We start from the raw sequence: 25,377 nt of genomic DNA, 5'->3' as shown, positions 1-25,377 counted from the left end.
TGAGTCCGGTGGGAAACTCGCTGTTCCTATGCCGAGTTTCGTCGTCACCGCAATAGAACCAGTGTAGGGAAGCGGGTCGGCTTCGGGCTCGGTGCGGTCATTCGCTCGATTCAGTTGACCGTCTGCATTGCGGGACAAACCCGATCTCCAACTTTGCGTAGGGAATTTCCGCTTCTATTATTTTACCTTGAAGCTAGGCGATTTAGCCAACCGCCATTCAACTATAGACTGAGCTACTAGACCGCACAAGCTCCACACTGTTAACTCCGATATTACCCATGTGGAGAGTTATTCGCTCTGCGAGCCTTTGTTTGCACAACTCCGCTACGGCCGCTGGCAAGCCTTGCAACTCCTCTTTCCTCGCAACGACTGTCAACGTGCGCGACAAACCCGAAACAGGCAATTCTTGCAATCGCAAAGCCATGTTTTCAACGAGACCATCGATCAACAGCGTCGGGGTCAAAAGGCTAAAACCCTGTCCTGTCGAAACGCAGGAAGTCACCATGCTGGAGCGATCTGCCTGTATGACTTTGTCAGGCTCGAAGCGCAGTCGTCGCAGGTGCTGGGCAATCTGGCGTCCTGCATTGGTCGTATCCCCGAAACGTACAAGAGGCAGCCGCGTCTGGATTGCCTCCAGGCTTTCAGTTGGTCCGTTGTATGCTTCAGGAAGAACCAAGAGGTATTTTTCGGTCAAAATGTGATGCCGTTCTAGCCCGTCCATGTCCAAAAAAGGGTTTGATGTAATTGCCAGGTCCGCCTGCTTGGTGCGCAAGAGATGCTCATGGTTACCGCTTTGCCCGGCGTGCAATGTGATGTCTTCGACGTTGAACATCTTTTGCGCAAGATCGATCAATGGCGGTGTAAGGGTTGTTGCAACGGAGGCTTGAATGCCCACCCTTAGCAGCGTCAGGGACTGGCCACCGACATGGCGCAACTCGGTTTCCATATCCGACAAAGCATCAAGTATCTTTTGCGCTTTGCCGTGCAGCCTTGCACCAGCGTATGTCAGTTTTGCGGGTCGCGTGCTGCGGTCCAGTAGCGTCGTGCCGAACGCCTTTTCCAACGCTGAAATGTGCTGAGATGCGGCGGGTTGTGACAGACTCAGCAGGCTCGCTCCAGCCCGCATTTGACCTGTTTCTGCTACCGCAAGGAACACCTCAAGCGAGCGCATAAGACTGGGTGACATTTTATAGCGATCAAGCACGGCTCATCCTTAGTATAAGAATTTCTAATACTTTTTAGATTTTCTTGGGTTTGGTCAATCGCTGCGGCATCGTTATTACATGTCTCGCATACGCACCTCTCGCCGCAGAAAAACGGCCAAGCAACGCTCACCGAACGACGCGCGTGCGCCATTCATTTTGCGCAAGCTTTCAACCTTCGGTGTCCTCAGCGACGCCGGGCTTGAGCAGATTGAGGCAAATGCCGACACCATCCTTTCTGAGACGGGTATGGAATTTCAAGACGATCCTGAGATCCTCCTGATTTTTGCGGATGCAGGGTGCGATGTAGACGGCACACGGGTACGGTTCGCGCCCGGCTTTTGCCGCCGGACCATCATGGCAACCGCGCCAAGCCAGTTCATACAGCATGCCCGCAACCCAAAAAACACTGTCCAGCTTGGCGGCGATGCGACGGTTTTGTGCCCGTCCTGGGGTCCGCCTTTTGTGCATGATCTGGATCGCGGCCGGCGTTATGCGAGCCATGAAGACTTCAACAATCTGGTAAAGCTACACCACACGCTGCCATGGCTGCATCATTCGGGCGGTGTGGTTTGTGAACCTGTTGATCTGCCCGCCAACAAGCGCCATCTGGATATGCTCTACGCTCATATCCGCCACTCTGACCGCGCGTTTATGGGGGCCTTTATCGGCGCTGAACGGGCGGGTCATGCAATTGACATGGCGCGCATTGTTTTTGGCGACATCTCAGAGAAGCCCGCGTTATACTGCGTGTCTAACACCAATGCGCCTTTGGTGATGGACAGCCATATGTCTGGCGCGTTGAAAACCTATGCCCGCGCGGGCCAGCCCGTCGCCTGCACGCCTTGGGTGCTTACTGGGGCGATGTCACCCGCGACCGTGGCCGGCACGCTTGCGCAAGTGCTGGCCGAGTCCATGGCGACAATGACGTTAACCCAACTGGTGAATCCCGGCGCGCCTTGTCTGATGGGCAGCTTCGCCTCGACCATGTCGATGAAATCCGGCGCGCCAACTTTTGGCACACCTGAGGCTGGGTTGATGGTTCTCGCCGCGGGGCAACTTGCGCGCAGGCTCGGGGTGCCCCTGCACACTGTTGGCACACTAAGTTCGTCCAAACTGTCCGATGCACAGAGCCAGCAAGAGGCTGCGTGGGGTCTGATGATGTCGATGTTTGCCGGTGCCAACTTGATCAACCATGCGACCGGCTGGCTCGAAGGGGGGTTGGTGACCTCGTTCGAAAAAACCGTGATTGATCATGATCTGTGCGGCAAGATCGGACGCTTTTTTGACGGGATCGATATGAGCGAAAATGCTCAGGCGATGGAGGCTATTGCCACAACCGGGCCGGGGCAACATTTCCTTGGGTCTGAACATACGCAAGCCAACTTCATGACTGCGCTCTTTCGCCCGTGGACACCCGACGATAACTCGTTCGAGCAATGGCACGCGGCAGGTGAACAGGATGCGGCCGTGCGGGCCAACGTCATTTGGAAGGAACGACTAGCAGGGTATGAGGACCCCGGCCTCGACCGAGACATTGATGCAGCTCTCAAGGACTACATCGCCGCCCGCAAAGCCGAAAAACCAGATCAGGAATACTTCTGATGGGCCTGGCTTTCTGCAATCTCACACATCCGCTCGTAGAACGGTACGTGATGCGCAGCTATGTCGATATAGGGTTCTCCGAGCTGGTAAAGCTCTGCTTGGAAGTCGACCGCTTCAGGCGCCTTGATCGCCCCGCTTTGCAGCACTTCGGTATGCCAGCTTTGAACCGAACCCCATCCATCCGGCACAGCATCGTTCCACGTGAACGCATGGTCCAGAAACGTAAGCCCCACATGTGCCCAGTAGCGGCGCAACGTGGTCTGCGGATCATTGCGCAACTGATCTGCAGTGATCACCAACGGGCTATGGCCCAGCTCGGTCAACGCGCTGTAAAGCCTGCATTGCGCCTCATGCCCCAACTCCAACTGCGTAAACTCTGGATCGCGCTTTGCGTAGGAAAGCGCGGCTTCGATGGGATTACGCACCAAAAAGGCGTGGGTCATTTCGCCCGCAAACCCTGCATCGCGGGGCAGTCTGTCGGCGACGTAGTACGCCATGTCCTTGAAGAAAACCGGACGACCCTTCGCGGTCTTGCGGATCATGGCGCGGATTCCATCGTAGGTCTCCGGATGTCCCGGTTCCGGAGTGAAACCCGGGAAAAGCCGATCCTTGGTCGTAAGGTAGTGGTGGTACATGAACGGTTCGTGCAGGACCGACAGATCACCACGCTCGCGCATGATCCGTTCAAACGCCGTCGAGACCGAGCGTGGGTGGCACCACAAAGCATGTATAGTCATGTGGTTAGCCTAGTGGTGCTGAAAAGCTTGCGTCAACAGGGGTTTGCATGAGCCGCATTTTGATCATTGGCGGCGGCGCAATCGGCCTTAGCGTAGCCTATCATCTTGGGAAACGCGGCGCAGATGACGTCACGTTGCTGGAGCGCAACCAGTTGACGTCGGGCACCTCCTGGCATGCGGCGGGGATTGTTGGCCCCTTGCGCGCGACGCCCAATATGACGGTACTTGCCTCTGCCGCGCTTGAGGTCTTTCCGGCGCTGGAGCAAGAGACAGGCATGTCCACCGGATATCGACGCACCGGGGGTTATTGGCTGGCGCGCGAACCGGCGCGCATGGACGAATTTCACCGGATTGCTGACCTCGGCGCGACGCAAGGGTTAACGCCAGCGGTGATCGCTGCGCGCGATGTTCCACTGCCCGCGCTCGATCTTTCAAAACATGTCGGCGCATTGCATGTGCTGGAGGACGCCAATGTGAACCCGGTCGACCTATGTATGGCCTATGCTCGTGCCGCCAAGACCCTCGGTGTAACGATACGTGAAGGCGTCGAGGTCGAAAGACTGATCACCGAAAACAGGAAAGCAAAGGGCGTGGCACTTGCTGACGGCACCACTTTGGAAGCGGACCAGGTGGTCATCGCGACAGGAGCCTGGTCGCGAGAGCTGGCTGCGACTGCCGGGGTCGCGCTACCGCTCCAGGCGGTTGAGCATATGTACGTTGTGACCGAACCCTTCCCTGATCTGCCAGACCCTTTCCCAGTGATCCGCGATCTGGATCGAGGCATCTATATCAAGGGCGATGCCGGAAAATTGGTGATTGGCGGATTTGAACCCAATGCCAAATGCTGGAACCCATACGGGCCAGAAGGCAACCGACCTTTCCTTGAGATGGCAGAAGACTGGGATCAGTTTGCCCCCTTCATGGAGGCGGCTTTGGAGCTTTGCCCCGCGTTGGAGCACTTAGGCGTGCAGCATTTCATGAACGGCCCCGAGAGCTTTACCGCCGACACACGCCCACTTGTCGGGGAAACTGACGTTGATCGTCTGTTTGTCGGCGCAGGCATGAACTCGGTGGGCGTTATGTCCTCGGCCGGGATCGGACGCGCCTTGGCCGATCGGATGTTCGATGGCCAACCGCCGATGAACATGTGGGAGGTGGATGTCGCCCGGGTCGACCCACTTACGGCAACGCCCGCGCATTTGGAAGCACGGATGGAAGAGGCCGTCGCGGACCTCTTCAACCTGCATTGGCCTTACAAACAGCCCAAGGCTGGGCGCGGGATGCGCAAGTCCGCACTGCATGATCGATGGGCTGCCCTTGGGGCGCAGTTTGGACAAACCGCCGGGTGGGAGAGAGGGCTTTGGTATGGCGAGGCGCAGGCGTATTCTATTGGCGCTCAAGGATGGTGGCCGATTACCCAAAACGAAGCCTCGTCTATGGCCATGGGCACGGCCCTGATCGACCTCAGCCCCTTTACCAAGATAGACGTCACCGGGCCGCGTGTTCTTGACGCGCTGAACCAGCTTTGTACCGCGCAGATGGACGTCGCTATCGGTAAAGCAGTTTACACCCAAATCCTGAACGACCGTGGCGGGATCGAGATGGATATCACCGTCTCTCGTCTCGCCGACAGTCGTTTCCATATCACATCGGGTGCCGCGACCCGTGCTCGTGACTTTGCGTTCCTGCGACGCAATCTGGCCGATGGCGTGACGCTGACGGATGTGACCGAGGAGTTTTGCACACTTGGTGTCATGGGCGCAGGCAGTGGCCCGGTGCTGCAGAAACTGGATGCCGGGGTCGCATGGGCAACTGCGCCGATGGGTCAGGTGTGCGAATTTAAGGTCGAAGGCCAAAGTGCGCGCGCCACCCGCGTGAGCTTTGTCGGTGAATACGGTTGGGAATTAACCCTTCCCAATGCTGTCGCAGTGCGCGTTTTCGACGCGCTCATCGCTGCGGGCGCTGCGCCGCTTGGGCACTATGCGCTTAATGGCTGCCGGATCGAAAAGGGTTTCAAACACTGGGGCCATGACATTGACCCGACCGTCACACCTTTGGAAGCGGGGCTTGGCTTTACCATCGACTGGAATAAGGACTTCACCGGCAAGGCAGCTTTGCAGGAGCAAAAGGAACAGGGCGTCCGCAAACGTCTTGTCCTGATGCAAATCGAAGGTTCGGCGTTGATGCTGCACGATGAACCCATCTTTGAGGAGGGTCGACATGTCGGGTTCACAACCTCCGGCGCGCGTGGACCGCGCACCGGGCTGAACCTTTGCTTTGCTCTTGTGTCCACCGACCCAAGTGAGGCGAAAGCTCAAACTTGCGCACGTAGTTTCACGGTGAAGGTCGCTGGCAAAGACTATGCTGCCACCCCGTTGCAGCGCCCGCCCTTTGACCCGAAAAATGAAAGGATGCGTGGACAATGAGCACCGTGACCAATGCACAGGTTGTCATCATCGGCGGCGGCGCGATGGGCGTCTCGCTGATGTATCATCTGGTCAAAGTGGGTTGGACGGATGTGCTGCTGGTGGAGAAGAACGACCTCACTCATGGCTCAACCTGGCATGCAGCGGGACTGTGTACCCATTTCGCGCACAATCCGACGATTCAGGAACTGCGTGCCACGTCCGTGCGACTCTATCGGGATATTCTGCCACAGGAGACGGGCCGTGACTGCGGGTTTCACACCTCTGGCGCCATGCGGATCACGCGCAACCCGGACCGGATGGACGAGTTTCGCCATGTCGCAGGCCTGTCGGATTTCACGGGCTATCCGCTGGAAGTCCTGACACCCGAACGCATCGCCGAGTTGCATCCGCTGGCAAGACTCGACGGTCTGTTGGGCGGAATCTATGAACCCGATGATGGCCACGTCGATCCCACGCTTGCCACCAACGCCATGGCCGAGGTGGCGCGCCGGGGCGGCGCGCAGATCTGGCGCAACTGCCCAGTAACCGCGATCCGGCGCGATGGCGACCATTGGTTGATCGACACGCCCAAAGGCACGGTTGAGGCGGTACATGTAGTCAACGCGGCTGGCACTTGGGGATGGGAAATCGGCCAAATGATGGGGCTGAACATCCCCTCTGTCCCGGTGCTACACCAATATCTGGTAACCGATACTGTACAGGTCGTGGAAGACCGGATTACTCAGGGGCTGCCTGAACTGCCGATCATCCGCGACCCCGAAGAAAGCTGGTATGTCCGGCAAGAACGCGATGGGCTGATCCTTGGACCTTACGAAAAAGAGGCACAGGTCTGGTCCGTGGATGGCGTCCCGCCCGAATTTGGTGCGGACTTGATGCCGCCTGACCTAGACCGGGTCGAACATATCATCGAGGCGGCCATGGCACGCATTCCCGCGCTGGAAACCGGGGGCATCAAATCGGTCATCAACGGCCCCATCACCTTTACCCCCGACGCCAACCCGCTGATTGGTCCGGCGCATGGATTGCAAAACGCGTGGTTGCTGACCGGCTCGTCCATGGGTGTGATGGAGGGCGGCGGTGCAGGCTTGTTCCTCGCGCATTGGATGACCCATGGTGCGCCGCCTATGGATGCGCTGGCCGTGGATAGTCGCCGCTTCGGGTCCTGGGCAGATCGCGACTATCGCGTGGCAAAAGCCATTGAGTGTTTCGGCTTACAATTTGGTGTCCACTATCCCCACGAGGAACGACACGCAGGTCGTGGCCTGCGTCTGTCTCCATTGCATGAGCTGATGGTCGAGCGGGGCGCGGTCATGGGAGCAACCCATGGCTGGGAACGGCCAAACTGGTTCACCGATACACCCGGCGCAGAGGCGGTTGAAACCTTCCGCCGCGCCAATTGGTTCGATGTAGTGGCCGCCGAGGTCGATGCCGCCACTAACCGCGTTGCGATGGCCGATCTTTCGGTGTTCTCGAAATTCGATGTCACCGGGCCGGATGTGGCGGCGTTCCTGGAGGCGCTCGGATCCAACCGCGCGCCAGAACCGGGGCGCATCGGCCTGACCCATGTGCTAACTCCAGCAGGTGGGGTATTGTCGGAGTTCACCGTCACCAGGTTGGCCCAGGATCATGCCTACCTGACCTGCGCGGCTGCGGCAGAGGAAATCGACTTGGATCAGTTGACCAAGTCAGCGGCGGCGTTCGAGGTCACCGTTACCAACCGCTGCGAAGATCTGGCCGTGATCGGCGTCATGGGCCCGAAATCACCCCATGTGTTGCCCGAACTCACCGGCATGCCGTGGCTCACCGCGCAGGCAACCGAGATCGCTGGCATCCCCGTGCGAGCCCTGCGCGTGTCCTACCTTGGGGAATGCGGGTGGGAGCTGCATGTTAAGCGCGATCAGGCCGTTGCGCTTTTCACTAAACTGGAAGAGACCGCCCAACCCCTTGGCCTTGGCTTTTATGGCGCCTATGCCTCCAACTCGATGCGGCTGGAAAAGGGCTATCGCGCTTGGGGAAGCGACCTGACAACGGAACGCAGCCCGCTAGAGGCCGGCCTTACACCCTTTGTCCGCAAAGACTTGCGCAACACCCTGCGTCAAGAATGGGCCATGGTTCTGTTGGCGATTGAGGCAGGCGAAGTCGATCCGTTCTATGCCCACACGCTTTGGCATCGGGAGCACCCGGTTGGGATCATCACCTCCGGTGCTTATGGCCATCGCACCGGCAAGGTGCTCGCACTGGCGTACCTGCGCGACCCAACCGCACGCGAAAACCTGACCGTTTCCATCCTAGGGCAGCACAGGCAGGCAACCATTCTGCCGCGCCCTCCATATGACCCTGACAATACCCGCTTGAAAGCTTGAGCCGCCAAATGATCGAACATCCCCTGCATACCGATTGGAACTTTGACAGCACCGCCGCGCGGCGTGATCAGTTCTATGCGGCCTCACTGACCCGTTTCACACCGTTCCGGGAACCAATCGTGTTTCAGAAGGGGCAAGGTCAGTATCTGTGGGATACGGACGGGCGGAAATACACGGACCTTCTGGGAATGAACGTCTGCATCTCTGTCGGCCATTCGCATCCCCGGGTCGTCGCGGCAGCGATGGAACAGGCGCAAGAACTCACCCATTGTACGACCATGTTCTATCACCCGACGCCTGCGCATTTGGCAGAGGAACTCGCAGCCACAATGCCAAAAGGTCATGACTGGGTGGTGCATCTTACCAATTCGGGGTCTGAGGCCATCGACTTGGCCATGACAATGGCGCGGACCTTCACCGGCAATCTTGATTTGCTCGCTTTGAGGACCGCCTATCATGGACCGACCGCTGCAGCGCAATCAGTCACGGGTATTTCTGGGTGGCGGCACCCGGGCATGCCCGGCAATGTGGCCTTAGTCGCTGATCCGAACCAGTATCGCGGCATTTTTGGCCCCGGCACTGCGCCATATCTTGATGAGATCACCCACACGATCAATGCCGCTACATCCGGCCAGGTGGCCGGGATTTTGGTCGAGAGTGTGCAAGGTTATGGCGGTATCCACCAAATGCCGCCGGGATACATGTCGGGGGCGGCGGAACGAGTACGCGCAGCAGGTGGGCTCTATATCGCGGATGAGGTTCAATCCGGTTTCGGCCGCACTGGCGATCACTTCTGGGGGTTTGAGGCGGACGGCGTAGTTCCCGATGTAATTGTTATGGCTAAAGGTTTGGGCAATGGCTTTCCTATCGGCGCCGTTGTGGCCAAGAAACATATCGCAGAGCCAATGGCCGAGAAGTTCATGTTCCACACCTATGGAGCGAACCCGACCTCTGCTGCCGCCGCGCGTGCCGTCCTTGCGGTAATGCGCGATGAGGGTTTGCAAGAGAACGCAAAGACCGTTGGTGCAAAGCTGTTGGAGCGCCTGAACGATCTGAAAGCCAAGCATAAGGCCATCGGAGATGTTCGAGGCCACGGTCTGATGCTGGCACTGGAATTCGTGATCGACCGCGACAGCAAAACGCCTGACAAGACGATGGCGTCCGAGGTCTTCGAGGCTTGCCGCGCACAAGGAATTATCTTATCGAAATCCGGTCCGTTCCAGCAATGCCTACGCATGGTGCCCCCGCTTTGCCTCTCGATGGAGGATGTGGATCAAGTCACAACGAGTCTTGATCAGGCACTAGGCGATGCGGCGATTCAGGTATGAACAGCACCAAAAAGTGTAGTGTTCATGACGCGGCCAGGTAACAGCGTGAACAAGCCAGTTACCACAAGCGCCAAAGCAAATAGGGATATCATAAGCACCTTGTGACGGTTGATGTCTCCCTGACGTGCCGCCTTGATCGCCAGAAAAAGGCTAACAAGTGTAACCGGAATCAACAGGTGGATGGTAGAGTAGCTCCCCAATAACCGTATCTCGTGTATGAAAACTGCGTTAAACGCCGTTCCCGCCATAAATAAGGCCCAAGCATATCCGAACAGCCGATGACGGTGGTTCCCTTTGGGAAGGATCAGTTGCATGGCTCCAAGCAAAAGAGCGGCAATTGCCATAAGCGCGTGAACTGGGATCTGAGGCGCTTCTTCCCGCAAATGTGACCATTCCAACATTCTCAGTCTTTTCGCTTGTAATGCGCCAGGAACATGGCGACGCAATCGTCCATGGTCTCACTCTGTGTCGGGTTCTCGCCAAGGAAGAATTCTGGCCAGAAGTAGAAGTTCTTAACGAGTGCCAGTAGCTGGTTCGTTGCAAAAACCGGATCGGCCTTGCGGATCATGCCTGCGTCCATTGCTCCGCTGATCAAACCAGTCATGGGATAATCGTGAGACTCGGTCACGGTGAAGAACTGCCGGGAACGATCAAGGTCTCGGATTAGCTCTGACAGGACCATTCGATTTAATCCGATGGCGGTCTCTTCGGTTATGACACTAACATAGTGCCACAGCGCATCCTTCAGTTGCTCGGCGAAGTCGCGATCCGGATCGTAGGCGACCGGCTCCATGCTGCGATTTTGTTCCAACATGATCTCTGAGATCGCGTCGAACAGGGCCTCTTTGCTCTCAAAGTGATTGTACAGCGTGCGACTCGATACGTTTGCTTTTTTGGCGATTGACGTGGTGTTCGCCCCCAGAAACCCCTGTTCCTTGAACTCATCGATCGCCGCATCGATGATGTCTTTTCTTTTCTTTTCAGTACGTTTCACGATTTCTGCCTCAAAAAGTAAAAAGGTTAGTTTACAAATGACTCTCATCCTCATAAGTAAACTACATAATTTACTTTTGCAAGGCAAAGCGCCTTCAACCCGAAAGGACCAAGACTATGACAACCCAAACCCAAACTCTTCGCGCAGGTAAAAACCAAGTGACCTTCAAGTCATTCGGAGTGGATTTGGTCGGCGACCTGTACCTCCCCGACGACTTTGATCCGAACAAGAATTATAAAACGCTCGTTGGAGCGAGCCCGTTTCCTCAAGTCAGGGGTCAAATCCCTGCGACATACGGCCCTGAGATGGCAGCCCGAGGATTTATCTATCTGGGCTTTGATTACCTGGGCATGGGCGACAGCCCGGCCCTGCCGGGTGAGTACAAGAAAAGCCGCTATATGTTCCGGCTGATCGAAAACACATGGGACGCGGTGTCCTACCTTGGGACGCTGCCCTTCGTTGAGGAAATCTATGGCCTCGGCGTTTGCCAAGGCGGTTCGATCATTGCTTCCGCTGCTGTCACCGACCATCGGATCAAGAAGATCGTCACAGTGTCCGGCATGATGGCAGCCGATGCCTTCCAATGGGGAGATCGGGACATAGCCGACCAGACAATCGCGGCGGCCAATGCGTCAAAGCAGAAGATGTATGAGACGGGAGAGGCAGACTACACTTGGCCGATTGTCCTGAACGACACCATGACACGGGAAGAGTTCAACGCATTGGGCATTCCAATGTCAGACGATACCTACAACTACTACGGCAAGGATGGCGTTGCGGGCCATGGCAAGGTCGAGAACTTCACCGCCGAGCACATTGGCGATCAGCCCATGCAGTCCCTGATCTCCATTGCAGAGCACTATGCAGACAAAATCACCCAACCGACGATGGTAATCTATGGAACAAGCGCTGCGACCGCAATCTGTTCAACGAATTTCATTGATCGGCTGAAAAACAACTCAGACGTCCGGGCTTTCGATGAATTCAGCCACGTGGACTTCTACTGGAAACCGGAAGCGGTGAAAGCGTCATGTGACGCTGCCGCTGAATTCTTCAAGCAATGATCCTTATGGGCAGAGGCCAAAGGCTGGCCTCTGCCGTCTGCTGCCGATAAGCGGACTTTGCTCTTCGGCGCAATATTTGGGAGGTATGGGCTCGATGCGGACATTCATCGAAATCTGCTCAAATTCTGCTTCGCGGACACTGCTGCCGTTTGAATTTATTCAAAGCGAGTTCAGCGCGGATTGCTTACTGAGTCTTGCCTGTGCGACGTCGCAAAAAACGTCCGCACCTTCGATCAGTGGCCTTCGCAAGGGCATTCATCCATCTTCCACAATAGAACAGCCTTACAAGGACGGCAGGAACAAAGCCAGGTTTGGGAAAACGATCAATAGAACGACCAGCAGGATTGAGCAGAAAATAAATGGGAATGCCGACGTGTAGATTTCGCGCATCGTTGTGCCGGGCGGTGCGACACCTTTCATCACAAACAGCAGCAACCCAAATGGTGGTGTGGTGAAGCTGATCTCGAGCGAGAGCAACATGATCAGACCGAACCAGATCGGATCAAACCCGAGTGTCTGCGCCAGTGGAAAGAAGATTGGCACGGTCAGCAACATGATCGAAATCTGCTCCATGAACATGCCAAGTAACAACAAAACAGCGAACATCACCGTCAGCATGGCCAATGGAGCAAGTTCAAACGCGATGGCCCAGTTCACCAGTCCCCGCGATGCTCCGGAAAATGCCAAAAGCTGGCTGAACGTGGCCGAGCCGAAGACGATCAAATAGGCCATCAGCGTAACCTTAAGAGCACCGATGACCGACTTTTTGATCGCCTCCCACGAAAGGCAGCGAAAAATCGCGGCCAGGATCAATACGCCCAATGCGCCAAACGCTGCTGCCTCGGATGGGGTGACAAAGCCACGGATCATCAAGACAATAATCACGACCATGACACCAACCATCGGCACGACCTCAGTCATGAGCAGTTTCAGGCGGTACGCCAATGACATAGGCTCGACGTCGTACGCAGGAGCCGCCTCGGGATCCAACCGAGTTTGGAGCCAGATCGCGCCGATGTAGAACAAGGCGAGTATCAGACCGGGAATGACTCCGGCTATCAACAAGGCTGCGACGTCTATCTGCGCGAGCGTGGCCAATAGAACGGCAAGCGCCGAGGGCGGGATGATGATCGCTAAGCCACCGGTTCCCAAAATTGGTCCAATGCTCATGTATGATTTGTACCCGCGGCGGTTCATTTCGGGTACCATGAGCGATCCCAAAAGCGCGGTTGAGCCCATCGATGACCCCGACAACGTTGAAAACGCGGTACCGCCAAGAACCGTTACATAACTCAGCCGTCCCGGCAGTCGGCCAAGCAGCTTTTCTATCGCGCTGAACATACGTCCACCCAACCCGGTGTGGAAGAATATCTCACCCATCAACAAGAACAGCGGGATTGGCATCAACGCGTATTTGGTCAATGCACCCAGCCCATTGTTGAGGAGTTGCGTGACGCCGCGCTCCCCCCCCATAAAGACACAGGCGCCCAGAATGTTGGCGGCAAGAAAAGCCAGTGCCACAGGCATTCCGATGGCCATCAGGAACACTATCGACCCAAGCAGCAGGGCAAGCGCTTCGTACCACTCCATTACTCGTGTATCCCTGCTTCTCCGCTGTGCATCAGCTCGGGCCCGAAGACAAAGCGCGAAAATTCTATCGCCATCATTCCAAACGATAGTGGAAAGGCGATAGTCAGCATCCATCGGGGGAAATAGTAAGCGCGAGTGTCGTAGTCCCCGCGCTCGATATTCGTTAGGACCAGATCAGCCCCTTGCCAGCCGAGGATCAGGCAGACCAGCACGCAAGCGGCTGCCACCGTACGGCTGACAATCCGGCGCAAACCAACAGGCAGCGCGGCCGTCACCAGTTCGATGTGGACATGGCCCTTTTCCCGTACCAGCCAAGGCGCGCCCAGCATGGTCATGTACAAAAGCCCGTATTCTGCAGAAGTAAACAGCCACGCAAAGGGTTGCAGCCCGGCATTGCGCATCAGAACTGACGTGATGACGGATAGCATCAGCCAAACCAGCAATAGACCAGCGATAATGGCCATGCCAAACAGGACTGCGTCATAGATCCTTTTCATCATCCCGCCTGCTCTGCCCCTGGTAGTGAAAGGCCCGTCCGTCTGGAACGGGCCTGTCGGTGGTCTTAGTTCGCAGCGTCGAGATCGTAGAACAGCTCGATCAGGCGATCATAGTTATCGGTGCCGCCGGGCTGCTCGGCCATCAGGCCCTTCATACGCTCCCATGTCTTTTCGCGGGCCGCGGCAAGGTAGTTTGCCTTTGCCTCCCCTTCCAGCGTGACAACCGTCATGCCTGCAGCGTCCAGGGCCGCAAAGTCTTCGTCGCGTTTGCTGCGCAGGGCTTCAACACTGTCCTTTTCGTGTTGGATCGCAACGTCTTGCAGGATCGTGCGCGCCTCGTCAGACAGCGAGTTCCAGCGGTCGAGATTCACGATGACGCCGAGATCAGTCGAGAAGAAGCACGGTTCGATGCGATAGTTCAGGAATTCGTTCCACTTCAGGTCGATCAAGCCGATCTGGGTCCAGCCTGTCGCATCAACGACGCCACGCTGCAGGGCCGAGTAGACCTCGCCCGTGGGCAGGTCGATTACTTGCGCACCAAGGTAATTGGTGAAGAAAGCGTTGTAGACGTTGTTGCCGCGCAGCTTCAACCCTTCGACTTCAAGATTGCCGTCAGCATCGAAACTGGGCTCGTTACGGGTCCAAAGGTTGTAGCAGACGCCGCTGTCGAACCAGCCGAGGTATTTCAGGCCCATTTTGTCCTGATGGATCTGGTCGATCAGTTCCGTTCCGCCATTTTCGCGGGTTTCGATCGCGGTCAGGTTCGACGCGACCATCGCATCTTTCTCGGGCAGGGCGCCACCGTAGAACGAGCCCGGCGTGTAAACCATGTCAACGATCCCGTCGCGCACCGCATCGGGCTGTTGGAACATGCCAATTGCTTCCGGCCCGCCCCGTACGTCGATCTGAATGACCCCTTTGCCCGCTTCGTTTACCTTGTCGACAAAGTCCAGAAAGCTTTGGGTATAGATCAGCGTTTCGGGAAAGGCGTGAACCGCCGAGATCGTTTCTTCGGCTTTGGCCGTTCCGGCGACGATCACGGCCCCTGCCAAAAGGCCAGCCAATGCGTTCATCTTCATAGTTATTCCTCCAAGTGTTTCAGGGGCATTTTCCTGGTTTCCCCTAATTTCAGGTCTCTTGACCCGTATTGCGTCGTCTTTGCGCGACTTGTCCTAATCCGGTTTGTTCGGCCAGGCCCAAGGGGCGGTCTTGTTGCGGTTATCCCTATGAGCATTGATCGCCTGCGTATGTTGCTGGGTCAGATCGATGTCGTCCCAGCCGTTGATCAGCTTCACACGCCATCCTTCGTCCAGCTCAAAGGTCGCTGTTATGTCTCCGAGGGTCAGGCGGTTCTCGGTCAGATCAATCGACGCAAGGTATGGGGCATCTTTCAGCGCCTGCTGCAGTTGCGCCACCTTCTCAGCGTCGACACGAGCAGGCAGCAGGCCGTTGTTGATGGCGTTGTTGGCGAAGATGTCGCCGAAACTGGGTGCGATGACCGCGCGAATGCCTGCGTCGACCAGCGCATAAACTGCTGCCTCGCGCGACGAGCCGCTGCCAAAGTTATGCCCGGCGACCAGAATGCTGATCCCCTCGTGGCGGTTCAGCGGAAAATCCGCAGAAAGCTGTTCATTGTCGTCGCGCCGCATGTCGTGCAGCAGATAGCGGCCATACCCCTCACTGCGCGGGACTGACATGAAACGCGCCGGGATCAGCTGGTCCGTGTCGATGTTATCGAACGCCAGTGCCAGGGCCTGCCCCTGTTGAGTGCTCCACCCCGCCATCACGCCGCCCTGCCCTGCAAAAGCGGCCTTACATCCGTAATTGTACCCGTTACGGCCGCTGCGGCGACCATCGCCGGGGACATCAAATGCGTTCGCGCGCCGCGCCCCTGACGTCCGCGGAAATTGCGGTTGGTTGAGGATGCGCAGCGCTTGCCCTCGGCCACAACGTCGCCATTCATGCCAACGCACATAGAGCAACCTGACGCGGCCCACTCCAACCCGGCATCTTGGAATATCCTGTCCAACCCTTCGGCTTCGGCCTGCGCCTTTACCCGCGCTGAACCGGGCGCGACAAGCCCCGGCACACGCGCCTGGCGCCCAGACAACACCAAAGCGGCCTCGCGAAGATCTTCAATCCGCCCATTCGTGCAGGAGCCGATAAACACCTGATCCACCGTGATACCGTCCAAAGGCTGCCCCGGCCTCAACGCCATGTACTCCAAAGCTTCTTGTGCTGAATTTGACTTTGCAGGATCAGTGGCGTCTGGACTGGGGATGTTGGCTGTTATGGGCAGGGCCTGTTCCGGGCTGGTGCCCCACGTCACGGTTGGTGCGATGTCAGCTGCGCTCAGCTTAACCTCGCGTTCGAAAACGGCCCCCTCGTCCGTGATCAGGCCGCGCCACGCCTGTTGCGCTCTTTGCAGATCTGCGCCCGAAGGCGCGTGTTCGCGTCCTTCAAGATAGGCAAACGTGACCTCATCCGGCGCAACCATGCCAAACCGCGCCCCGCCTTCGATTGAGAGGTTGCACAGTGTCATGCGCCCCTCCATCGACAGATCCCGAATTGTCTGTCCTGCATACTCAATCGCGTGGCCCTGCGCACCGCCGCTGCCCAATTGCGCTATCCAGTTCAGGGCGATGTCCTTGGCAGTGACGCCGAATCCCAAGCGACCTTCGACGCTTATTCGCATGGCCTTGGGTTTTCGCTGCCAGACCGTCTGCGTCGCCAACACATGCGCAACCTCTGTAGCCCCGATCCCGAAAGCCAATGCGCCAAATGCCCCGTGAGTGGATGTGTGGCTGTCCCCGCAATTGATAAGCAGCCCGGGCAATGTCAGACCCAACTCGGGCCCGATTACGTGAACGATGCCTTGCGACGGGTCGCTGAGATCGAAAAGTCTGATGTTGTGGTCCGACGCGTTGTTCCGCAAGGTTTCGATCATCCGGGCGATCTTTGGATCGGCAATCCGGTCTCGGTTTCTCGTGGGCGCGTAATGATCTGCAACCGCAAAGGTGAGAGCAGGTTCAGCCACGGATAAGCCGCGCTCTGCCAGCTTGGCAAAGGCATGATGCGACCCTTCATGCACTAAGTGGCGGTCAACCCAAAGCAGCGACACACCATCCTCGCGCCTCAGAACCTCGTGCGAGGCCCAGAGTTTGTCGAGCATGGTGCGCGGTGCGCTCATTTCCCGGTCTCCTCGCTGCGTCCGATCGCGGGCTCCCAATGCCGCGATGAACCGGTTCCCACACGCGCCAAAGGCATCTCGAGCCGAAACATGTCAGAACGATAGAGGCCAGAAAGATACTCGACCCCATTTCCTTCGACATCGCGAACGATGCGTTTAAGCGATAGCAGAGCTGAGCCGACAGCAACGCCCAATGCCTCAGCCACGTCGGGCCCCGCCAACGTTGCGGAAACGGTCTGATGCGCCTGCTCAATCTGCACGCCACTGCGTTCCAGAAGTTTGAACAGCGGTGTCGTGGCGAGGTCGCTTTCCGAGTAGTTCTGCGCAATCACAGCCGGCACATAGGTCGTCAGGTGCGAAAACGGGACGTCATCAGTCAGACGCACCCGCGTTGCGATCTGCACCTGATGGTCGCTCGGAAGCCCCATGGCCTTCGCCACCACCTCTGGAGCTTTGCCGTAAGAAAAGGACAATAGCCGCGCGGTTGTGCTCTGCCCCATTTCGACCAGCTGCGGCATGAGCGTATTGAAATCCATCGCTGCGGGTACACCGAGGGTGGACTGGCCTGAAACCCGGGTACCACTACCCGCCTGACGCTCGATCAGGCCATTGCGTGAAAGCGCGTCCAGCGCCCGTCGTATTGTCACTCGCGATACACTGAATTTCTTGGCCAGCCGCTGCTCACCGGGCAGGGTTTCCCCCGCCGAAAGCTGTCCTTCGGTGATTTGATCGTGCAGATGCAGGTAGACGCGTTGCGCCTTGGTCCCGTCCGGTAGATTGGCCACGTTGATCCTGTTCACCCGTTGATTCCCCCTTCACAGCACCTTCAATCGTAAAACCGGAACTTGGAAAATCAAGGTTTAGTATTATTGCTTCTCGAAAAATAGTCTTACCATTATTTAACAACCTGTATTACAGATAATACAATAATCAGAGGAGCTTTTGCATGCCGATCGTCGAATTGCATGTGATCGAGGGCTATAGCGCGCAAGAAAAACAACGACTTGGCGTGGCGCTGACCAATGCTGTGCGATTCGTAGTGCCTGCTGCGACAGAGCTTGTGACCGTCGTGATCCACGACATTTCAGACCAGAACTACTATCGCGGCGGCAAGAGCAGACATCCTGCTCGGGCCAAACAAGACCCCGAGCACATCGTGCGCGCTTTCCTGGCCGAAACGAGTGATCACGCGTTTGAAAGCGCCCGGAAAAGGCTCAGCTCGGACTTCGTGATGCAGTTTCCCGGAACCGCGCCCATGCGAGATCTTGAGGACCTCAGGAGTTGGGCGGCAAACCGGTATCTCCGTATCGCGAAAACCTACGAGGGGTTCGACGCAATGCAAAGCGATGGCGACGCTGCGATCGTTTACTGCCGGGGAACGTTGTCCGGTGAATGGACCGATGGTTCAGCATTCGAAGGCATTCGCTTCATTGACCGGTTCGAGATTCAGAACGATCTGATCACACGTCAGGATGTCTGGAATGACATTGCAGAAACAAGGGCGCAGGCATGAGCGAGATTGACCCAATTACCCTTTCTGTACTTGCAGGCCGCATGGAACAGATCGCTGACGAAATGGACGCAACCCTATTTCGAGCGGCCTTTAATCCGATCATTGCCGAGGCGCATGACGCCAGCCATGGTCTGTATTCTGCAACAACGGGCGACACTCTTGTTCAGGGTAAGTCCGGGCTGCCGATCTTCGTGGGTGTGATGTCTTTTGCCGTGAAAGCGGTGATTGAAAAGGCCGCGGCTGACGGGGATCTGGAAGACGGCGACATCTATATCTTCAACGATGCACATATCGGCGGAACACATTTGTCTGATATGCGTTTGGTGCGTCCCTATTTCCGTGATGGCAAGTTGTTCTGCTATCTCGCGTCGGTTGGGCACTGGCATGACGTAGGCGGTGCGGTACCGGGAAACTACAATCCCGCTGCGACCGAAGTTTTCCAGGAAGCCTTTGTTCTGCCGCCGGTAAAACTGGCGCGCAAAGGAGAGGTTAGCCAGGACATTATTGACATTCTGCTGCGTAACACCCGCCTACCCCAATCAGCGATGGGGGATTTGAACGGACAACTGGGTGCACTGGATCTTGGGGTCCGTAGGATCGACGAGCTGCTGGACGAATATGATGCCGAAATAGTCTCAGCCGCTCTTGAGGCGCTCAGCGATCGGGCTGAGGTGCTTATGCGATCTGAGTTGCAGGACTTGCCGGACGGTCGGTGGGAGGCCGAAGACTTCCTGGACAATGACGGTATCACAGACGATCCGCTTCGCATCAAACTGGCTCTTGAGATCAAACGCGATCAAATGGTGCTTGATTTCACGGGTTCGTCTCCGCAATGCGCCGGGCCTGTGAACATCGCCCTCCCCACGACCATTGCAACCGCCTATGTGGCTGTTAAACACGTTTTTCCGGCGCTGCCTGCCAACGCCGGCGTGATGCGTCCCATCGAAGTTATCGTGCCCGAAGACAGTCTATTGGCGGCCGAGTTCCCTGCCCCGACAGGTGGATACACAGAAACCATTCTGCGAATGATCGATATTGTATTCTCCGCCTTCGCAAACGCCGCACCGGATCGGGTTGTCGCCAACGCTTATGGGACAATCAATGCGCTCTCTATCGCCGGAAAACGCTCAAACGGACAGCCATGGGTGATGTTCAGCTTTTATGGTGGGGGGCACGGCGGCTCGGTCGAGAGCGACGGGCTGAACCACGGTAACGCTCCGATCTCGACGGCGACGATCCCGCCGATGGAAATTCTTGAAGCCGCCTATCCGATCATGTTCCGCCAGTGGGCTCTGCGCCCCGACAGCGCAGGAACAGGTGCGCATCGCGGGGGGCTTGGGGCTGTCTATGAAATTGAAGTTCTGGAGGAAAACGGCGCTCAGGCGTTTCTGTTCGGCGAACGCGGCAAGTTCGCGCCGAAGGGTATCGCCGACGGTGGCGACGGGGCCATGAATGTCTTCACGTATGAACAAGACGATGGGTGGAAGGCACCGCCACTGGTTTCAAAAATGAGAGGGATCGAATTGAAACAAGGACAAGCGGTTCGCCTTGAAACACCCGGCGGTGGCGGCTATGGCGCTGCGGGCCATCGCGCTCCTGCAGCGATCGCCAAGGATGTGGCTCGGGGTCTTGTGAGTGCAGAACAGGCGGATCAGGTCTACGGCACCACATGGCGGGAGGTTGCGCCATGACCGGACGTATGATCGGCGTGGATGTGGGGGGCACGTTCACGGATGTTTTTGTTCTGAACGAAGCAGACGGGAGCGCAACCGTCGCCAAGGTTCCAACCACACGCCCGGATCAATCATGTGGATTCCTGGACGGGATCGGGCGCGAGGTCGACGATCCGTCCGAGATCTCAGTAGTGGTACACGGCACCACGGCGGGCACAAATGCTCTGCTGGAACGCAAAGGGGCCAAGACAGGAGTGATCTGTACTGCAGGTCTGCGGGACGTCTTGGAGATGCGCCGAAGGGACCGACCGCGCACCTGGGGATTGCGCGGGGATTTCGAACCCGTTGTGGATCGCCGCGACCGTCTGGAGGTGCCGGAACGTACACTGGCGGATGGCACTATTCGCACACCTGTCGATCTGATTGCCGTGCGCAAAGCAGCCGAGCACTTGCGAGAGCAAGGATGCGAAGCCATCGCAATCCTGTTCGCCAATGCCTATGCCAACCCTGAAAACGAAGCCGCCGCTGTCGCCGCCGTACGCGAGATTTGGCCGAACCCGCATGTGTCAGCCTCGTCAGAAATCCTACCGGAAATCCGTGAATTCGAACGGTTCTCTACCACGGCGCTGAATGCCTATCTGCAACCCGAAGTCTCAGGCTATCTGACCCGCCTGGAAAACGCTCTGCAATCCGGCGGGTTTGATGGCGAGTTCATGATCGTGCAGTCCAATGGCGGGGTAATGGGGGTCAACACCGCGTCCCGCCTTCCGGTGCGTACGGCACTGTCTGGTCCGGCGGCGGGGGTGATTGCTGCAGGTTACATTGCGCAATCTGCTGGATTCGACAATGTGATCACGGGGGATATGGGCGGCACCAGTTTTGATGTTTCGCTGATATCACAGGGGCAGACGATGTTGTCGGCCCAGACCTCCATCGATTTTGGGATGGTTGTGCGCAGTCCAATGATCGAAATAACAACCATCGGAGCAGGCGGAGGGTCAATCGCCTGGGTCGATAAGGGTGGATTGTTAAATATCGGCCCTGAAAGCGCAGGATCAAATCCCGGTCCTGTTGCCTACGGTTTGGGAAATGATCGCCCCACGGTTACGGATGCCAATGTCGTGTTGGGTCGCATCGATCCGGACAACCCAATCGGAGGCAAACTGGAAAGGCTGGATGTGGAGGCCGCTGGCAAAGCGATCGATATCCACGTCGGCGAACCGCTCGGTTTGTCCAGGCTTGAGGCCGCCGAGGCTATCCTGCGCGTCGCCAATTCCCGTATGGCCGGAGCCATCCGTCTTGTAAGTATCGAGCGCGGCTTCGACCCCAAACGATTTGCCTTTATGCCGTTCGGCGGTGGCGGAGCTTTGCACGCAGGAGCAATGCTGGCCGAAGTGGGGATCGCCCGCGCAATCGTTCCGCGTTATCCCGGTGTCACCTCGGCACTAGGCTGTGTGATCGCTGACATGCGGCAAGATTTCGTACAGACGGTCAACACACTGGTCACGCAGTTGGACAAAGCTGCTTTGGGCACATTCATGCAAGAGCACGTGGAACAGGGTATGGCGCTTCTTGACGCATCGCGGACCACATTCGACAAGCGTGAGATCTCATTCGAGCTGGACATGGCCTATGTGGGTCAAACGCATACAGTGCCGGTGCCGCTGACTGTTACGATGACAGATGGCAAGGTTACACCGCCAAGCAAAGCCGACATCGAAGAGGCCTTCGATACGGCCTATCAAGCCACCTATGGAAGACTGCTGAAAAACGGCGTGCGGCGCATATTGAATCTACGTAGCGCTGTAACGGGCAAGCGACCGAAATTCGATCTTTCTTCACTTGCGCCCACAACAGAAGGCAGTGCCACGCCCTCGTCGACACGGAAAGTTCACTTCGGAGATGCTTGGCATGACACAACCATCTATGATCGCTTGTCGCTTCCGGTTGGCACGTTAGTCAAAGGTCCAGCCATTCTGACGCAACCGGACACGACCGTCCTGATCGAACCGGATTTTCAAGGGCGCGTGGACTCCTTTGGCAACACGATTATCGAACCACGGGAGGAGGACTAAATGAGCGAACCAGAATCCTGGGACACACGCCAGACGGCGCTGCTGACTATCGATCTTCAGAACGACTTTATTCATCCTGAGGGAGCCTATGGCCGGGCTGGCCAGTCGGCGCAAGAAATCGCGGCTCTTCCCGAACGCATCGCGCCCTTGGCGCGAATGTTGCAAGCCGCGGGTGGGCGCTATTTTTCGGCGCAGTTCACACTTGTACCCGACCGCAACGGCGAGCCATTGATTGCGCCGCACCTGAAGAAACTACGCCCGTTCGTGACCAAGGGCGACTTCGCGCCGGGCGGGTTTGGTCACAGTTTGGTCGATACGTTGCAACCCTGCGATTTCGTCATCGAAAAGGTTGCCTACTCGGCCTTCTATCAGACTCGGCTGGAATATCTGATGCGCGCTTTGGGTATCGAGAACCTGATCGTTGGGGGCATCGTGACCAATGGTGGCGTTGCCTCAACTCTGCGCGATGCGCATTTGCGGGATATCGACACCGTTATGCTGACAGACGGATGTGCCGCCTTTCGGCAAGAGGTTCATGACGCAACACTCCTGTCACTGGGCACCGTCACGCATCAGCGAAGTTGCGATCAAATATTGAACTGGTTGGAGGGAGTCATATGAGCCTTAAATCCCGACTGGCAAAGAAAGAAATTCTGGTTGCACCGGGCGTGTATGACGGTCTGACGGCTTCGCTGGCTGAAAAAGCTGGCTTCGAGGCGCTATATCTGAGCGGCGCGGCTGTTGCCTACACGCGACTTGGCCGTCCCGATATCGGGCTATCCACGGCGTCCGAGATGGCGGACACGATGACGCTGATTGCCGATCGGGTCTCGTCACCCGTTATCATCGACGCCGATACCGGCTTTGGAAACGCATTGAACGCTCAGCGTACCATGCGACTATATGAGCGAGCCGGTGCATCCGCACTGCAAGTCGAAGATCAAACCTTTCCGAAGCGCTGCGGTCATCTGTCGGACAAATCCCTTATCCCGAAGCAGGAAATGGCTGGAAAGATAGCAGCGATGGCCGAAGCGCGCGCCAGAAGTGACACGCTAATCATTGCCCGCACGGACGCCATCGCCGTTGAGGGGTTCAGCGCAGCTATCGAGCGCGCGGAAACATATCTTGAAGCTGGTGCGGATGTACTCTTCCTCGAAGCTCCGCAAAGCCGCGAACAGCTGACGTCCATCGCTGACCAGTTTGCCCCACGCGTTCCCCTGTTGGCGAACATGGTCGAAGGCGGCGCGACCCCGATACTTGGTGCTGACGATCTAGAGGCTCAGGGTTATTCCATTGTCATTTTCCCTGGCGGGATCGTCCGAGCTTTGGCCAAAACCGCTCAGGCCTATTATCAGAGCCTGGCAGAGAATGGCTCGAACAAGCCCTTCGCACAGAACATGTTCGACTTCGGCGGTCTGAACGAAGTCATCGGAACCGCCGAGATGCTCGATGCCGGGGCCCGCTATGATGACGCCCAAAGTTGAGAGTATTGCACCCGATCGGTTTGATCTGAAGACCGGTACCCTGATCATCGGCGCAGGGGCTTGCGGTCTGGTCGCGGCCCTGTCGGCGTCGGAGGCGGGACAGGACGTGCTGGTGATCGAAGCCGATCCGGTTCCAAGCGGTTCAACCGCGTTGTCCGCCGGGTTGATCCCTGCTTCTGGCACAAAAGTTCAACAAGCCGCGGGGATCATGGACGATGCGGTACTCTTTGCCAGCGACATTCAGTCGAAGGCCCACAGCGAAAACGATCAAGCGCTGGTCGACTTGTTGACCAGCAATGCCGCGGAAGTAATCGACTGGCTGTCTGAACGCCACGCCCTGCCCTTCTCGGTTGTCACGGATTTTGACTACCCCGGTCACTCGCGCCGTCGGATGCACGGGCTGCCGGCACGCTCGGGACAAGAGTTGATCGACGCGCTTCGCAGCGCCTGCGAGCGAGAAGGTTTGGACATCATCTGCAATCGCCGCGCGACAACGCTCTATCGGGATCAGGACCAGATTTCAGGTATTGCCGTAACAGGCCCGGACGCAACAGTGGAAACCATTGCCTGCGACCGGCTTATCCTTGCCTGCAACGGTTTTGGTGGCAACCCCGCCCTCGTTTCCGAGCATATGCCGCAAATCGAAGATGCATTGTGGTTCGGGCATAGCGGTAACCGAGGCGAGGCTGTTCTGTGGGCAGAGGGGCTGGGTGCCGGGCTGCAAAACCTGAGGGCATACCAAGGCCATGGTAATGTCGCGCACCCAAATGGAATCCTGATAACCTGGGCGGTGATTACCGAAGGCGGCATACAGGTGAACCGCGACGGTCATCGTTTCTGGGACGAGTCACAAGGCTATTCTGAGGCCGCCCGCGCGGTGCTGGCGCAGCCCGACGGAGAAGCCTTCGCCATCTTTGACGGCCGCATTGCTGCCGTTGCGCGCCAGTTCCAGGATTTCAAGCGCGCGGAAGAGACAGGTGCGATCCGATCCGCTGATACAATCGAACACCTATCGAAGGCACTAGGCCTACCATCTTTGGCTTTGGAGCAAACAATACGAGAAATCCCCATTGGCAGCACGGATCAATTCGGCCGGTCTTTCAACCCGCCACCTTTGGCGCCACCTTACATGGGCGTCCGCGTCACAGGGGCCCTATTCCACACCCAAGGCGGTTTGCGCGTTGATTCCTCTGCGCGCGTCCTCAAAGAGGACGGTTCCGCATTCACCAACCTTTATGCAGGCGGCGGCGCGGCTGTTGGTGTGTCTGGCAAAGGGGACAGCGGGTATCTTTCCGGAAATGGCTTGCTGAGTGCCGTTGTGTTGGGTCGCATAGCTGGGTTGAGTGCGTGATGCCAAATTTGTGCATTCTAACTATTGGAACCGGTGGTGTCGTTCTGTGTGGGAGCTAAACGTTCGAAGGCGGTTTGATGGTGTTCTGAAGAATAAGTTGGTCTGAAGGCAATGACATGGTTGCAGAACGCGAAGCAACTGCCAGCCTTGCTCGGCGGTCGAGTTTTCACGAAGACTTGCACACAGTGTCCGCGACTTGGGCGGAACCCGCCGCCGATGGATCAGAATGTCTAGCCCCCGTGTTCTGGGCCATTTCGGACTAGAGTTTCGGGGACTGGTGGG

21 protein-coding genes are annotated in these 25,377 nt (G+C 57.3%); 11 read left to right on the top strand and 10 right to left on the bottom strand.

Translation table 11 applies throughout. From position 1 onward, the window contains the following. Positions 1-217 precede the first annotated feature (217 nt). Positions 218-1,204 (bottom strand): LysR family transcriptional regulator, encoded by a 987-nt coding sequence (locus tag GOV91_RS21295; RefSeq protein WP_371732349.1) that lies wholly within the window; start codon positions 1,202-1,204, stop codon positions 218-220. Positions 1,205-1,283: 79 nt separating this feature from the next. Here GOV91_RS21295 and GOV91_RS21290 point away from each other — a divergent pair, with 79 nt between their 5' ends. Continuing rightward, positions 1,284-2,807: a trimethylamine methyltransferase family protein gene (locus GOV91_RS21290; protein ID WP_171236943.1), complete on the top strand. Its 1,524-nt coding sequence runs from the start codon at positions 1,284-1,286 to the stop codon at positions 2,805-2,807. Here GOV91_RS21290 and GOV91_RS21285 read toward each other — a convergent pair. Next, positions 2,792-3,544, bottom strand: coding sequence for a hypothetical protein (locus tag GOV91_RS21285; protein ID WP_171236942.1), 753 nt, complete (start codon positions 3,542-3,544; stop codon positions 2,792-2,794). The genes GOV91_RS21290 and GOV91_RS21285 overlap by 16 nt on opposite strands. Before the next feature lie 47 nt (positions 3,545-3,591). On the opposite strand from GOV91_RS21285, the gene GOV91_RS21280 reads away from it, so the two are divergent. From GOV91_RS21280 to GOV91_RS21270, 3 genes are read left to right on the top strand one after another with little or no spacing between them, the layout of a single operon-like run. Beyond that, the gene (locus GOV91_RS21280) at positions 3,592-5,970 is read left to right on the top strand and encodes an FAD-dependent oxidoreductase (protein WP_171236941.1); all 2,379 of its coding nucleotides are present in this window, start codon (positions 3,592-3,594) and stop codon (positions 5,968-5,970) included. Continuing rightward, positions 5,967-8,336, top strand: a complete 2,370-nt coding sequence (locus GOV91_RS21275; RefSeq protein WP_174836852.1) for an FAD-dependent oxidoreductase — start codon at positions 5,967-5,969, stop codon at positions 8,334-8,336. The genes GOV91_RS21280 and GOV91_RS21275 overlap by 4 nt, the downstream gene beginning before the upstream one ends. A gap of 8 nt (positions 8,337-8,344) precedes the next feature. Then, the gene (locus GOV91_RS21270; protein ID WP_171236940.1) at positions 8,345-9,664 is read left to right on the top strand and encodes an aspartate aminotransferase family protein; all 1,320 of its coding nucleotides are present in this window, start codon (positions 8,345-8,347) and stop codon (positions 9,662-9,664) included. Here the strand turns inward: GOV91_RS21270 and GOV91_RS21265 are convergent. Both GOV91_RS21265 and GOV91_RS21260 read right to left on the bottom strand, forming a co-directional pair. Further along, a complete protein-coding gene (locus GOV91_RS21265) occupies positions 9,655-10,065 on the bottom strand; it encodes a DUF2306 domain-containing protein (RefSeq protein ID WP_171236939.1) in 411 nt (136 codons plus the stop codon). The genes GOV91_RS21270 and GOV91_RS21265 overlap by 10 nt on opposite strands. A gap of 2 nt (positions 10,066-10,067) precedes the next feature. Beyond that, positions 10,068-10,658, bottom strand: a complete 591-nt coding sequence (locus tag GOV91_RS21260) for a TetR/AcrR family transcriptional regulator (protein WP_171236938.1) — start codon at positions 10,656-10,658, stop codon at positions 10,068-10,070. A 116-nt stretch (positions 10,659-10,774) separates the two neighbouring features. Between GOV91_RS21260 and GOV91_RS21255 the strand changes: the two genes are divergently transcribed. After that, positions 10,775-11,722 carry an alpha/beta hydrolase gene (locus tag GOV91_RS21255; RefSeq protein ID WP_217352052.1) on the top strand — a complete coding sequence of 316 codons (948 nt, stop codon included), beginning with the start codon at positions 10,775-10,777 and terminating at the stop codon, positions 11,720-11,722. A gap of 282 nt (positions 11,723-12,004) precedes the next feature. Here the strand turns inward: GOV91_RS21255 and GOV91_RS21250 are convergent, their stop codons facing one another. The 6 genes from GOV91_RS21250 to GOV91_RS21225 form a co-directional block, all read right to left on the bottom strand. Then, positions 12,005-13,312 (bottom strand): TRAP transporter large permease, encoded by a 1,308-nt coding sequence (locus GOV91_RS21250; protein ID WP_171236937.1) that lies wholly within the window; start codon positions 13,310-13,312, stop codon positions 12,005-12,007. Continuing rightward, positions 13,312-13,812 (bottom strand): TRAP transporter small permease, encoded by a 501-nt coding sequence (locus tag GOV91_RS21245; RefSeq protein WP_170676258.1) that lies wholly within the window; start codon positions 13,810-13,812, stop codon positions 13,312-13,314. The genes GOV91_RS21250 and GOV91_RS21245 overlap by 1 nt, the downstream gene beginning before the upstream one ends. A gap of 62 nt (positions 13,813-13,874) precedes the next feature. Next, positions 13,875-14,888, bottom strand: a complete 1,014-nt coding sequence (dctP, locus tag GOV91_RS21240) for a TRAP transporter substrate-binding protein DctP (RefSeq protein ID WP_170676256.1) — start codon at positions 14,886-14,888, stop codon at positions 13,875-13,877. 93 nt (positions 14,889-14,981) lie between these two features. Next, on the bottom strand, positions 14,982-15,593 hold the full coding sequence (leuD, locus tag GOV91_RS21235; RefSeq protein WP_171236936.1) for a 3-isopropylmalate dehydratase small subunit: 612 nt from the start codon (positions 15,591-15,593) through the stop codon (positions 14,982-14,984). After that, a complete protein-coding gene (leuC, locus tag GOV91_RS21230) occupies positions 15,593-16,999 on the bottom strand; it encodes a 3-isopropylmalate dehydratase large subunit (protein WP_171236935.1) in 1,407 nt (468 codons plus the stop codon). Before leuC ends, leuD begins: the two co-directional genes overlap by 1 nt. Beyond that, the gene (locus tag GOV91_RS21225) at positions 16,996-17,799 is read right to left on the bottom strand and encodes a GntR family transcriptional regulator (protein WP_171236934.1); all 804 of its coding nucleotides are present in this window, start codon (positions 17,797-17,799) and stop codon (positions 16,996-16,998) included. Before GOV91_RS21225 ends, leuC begins: the two co-directional genes overlap by 4 nt. 146 nt (positions 17,800-17,945) lie before the next feature. On the opposite strand from GOV91_RS21225, the gene GOV91_RS21220 reads away from it, so the two are divergent. Genes GOV91_RS21220 through GOV91_RS21195 form a run of 6 tightly spaced genes read left to right on the top strand, consistent with a single transcriptional unit; the run spans position 17,946 to position 25,095 of the window. Then, entirely contained in the window at positions 17,946-18,512 is a 567-nt protein-coding gene (locus tag GOV91_RS21220) for a tautomerase family protein (protein ID WP_171236933.1), read from the top strand. Beyond that, entirely contained in the window at positions 18,509-20,203 is a 1,695-nt protein-coding gene (locus GOV91_RS21215) for a hydantoinase B/oxoprolinase family protein (protein ID WP_171236932.1), read from the top strand. Before GOV91_RS21220 ends, GOV91_RS21215 begins: the two co-directional genes overlap by 4 nt. Then, positions 20,200-22,260 carry a hydantoinase/oxoprolinase family protein gene (locus tag GOV91_RS21210; RefSeq protein WP_171236931.1) on the top strand — a complete coding sequence of 687 codons (2,061 nt, stop codon included), beginning with the start codon at positions 20,200-20,202 and terminating at the stop codon, positions 22,258-22,260. The genes GOV91_RS21215 and GOV91_RS21210 overlap by 4 nt, the downstream gene beginning before the upstream one ends. Next, complete coding sequence (locus tag GOV91_RS21205) at positions 22,261-22,881, top strand: cysteine hydrolase family protein (protein ID WP_171236930.1); 621 nt, start codon at positions 22,261-22,263, stop codon at positions 22,879-22,881. After that, positions 22,878-23,744, top strand: coding sequence for an oxaloacetate decarboxylase (locus GOV91_RS21200; RefSeq protein WP_171236929.1), 867 nt, complete (start codon positions 22,878-22,880; stop codon positions 23,742-23,744). Before GOV91_RS21205 ends, GOV91_RS21200 begins: the two co-directional genes overlap by 4 nt. Beyond that, on the top strand, positions 23,728-25,095 hold the full coding sequence (locus tag GOV91_RS21195; protein ID WP_171236944.1) for an FAD-dependent oxidoreductase: 1,368 nt from the start codon (positions 23,728-23,730) through the stop codon (positions 25,093-25,095). The genes GOV91_RS21200 and GOV91_RS21195 overlap by 17 nt, the downstream gene beginning before the upstream one ends. Positions 25,096-25,377 lie beyond the last annotated feature (282 nt).

It is taken from the genome of Ruegeria sp. HKCCA6837, from assembly GCF_013034475.1.
Classification (GTDB): domain Bacteria; phylum Pseudomonadota; class Alphaproteobacteria; order Rhodobacterales; family Rhodobacteraceae; genus Ruegeria.
This window is presented reverse-complemented; position numbering and strand designations above follow the sequence as displayed.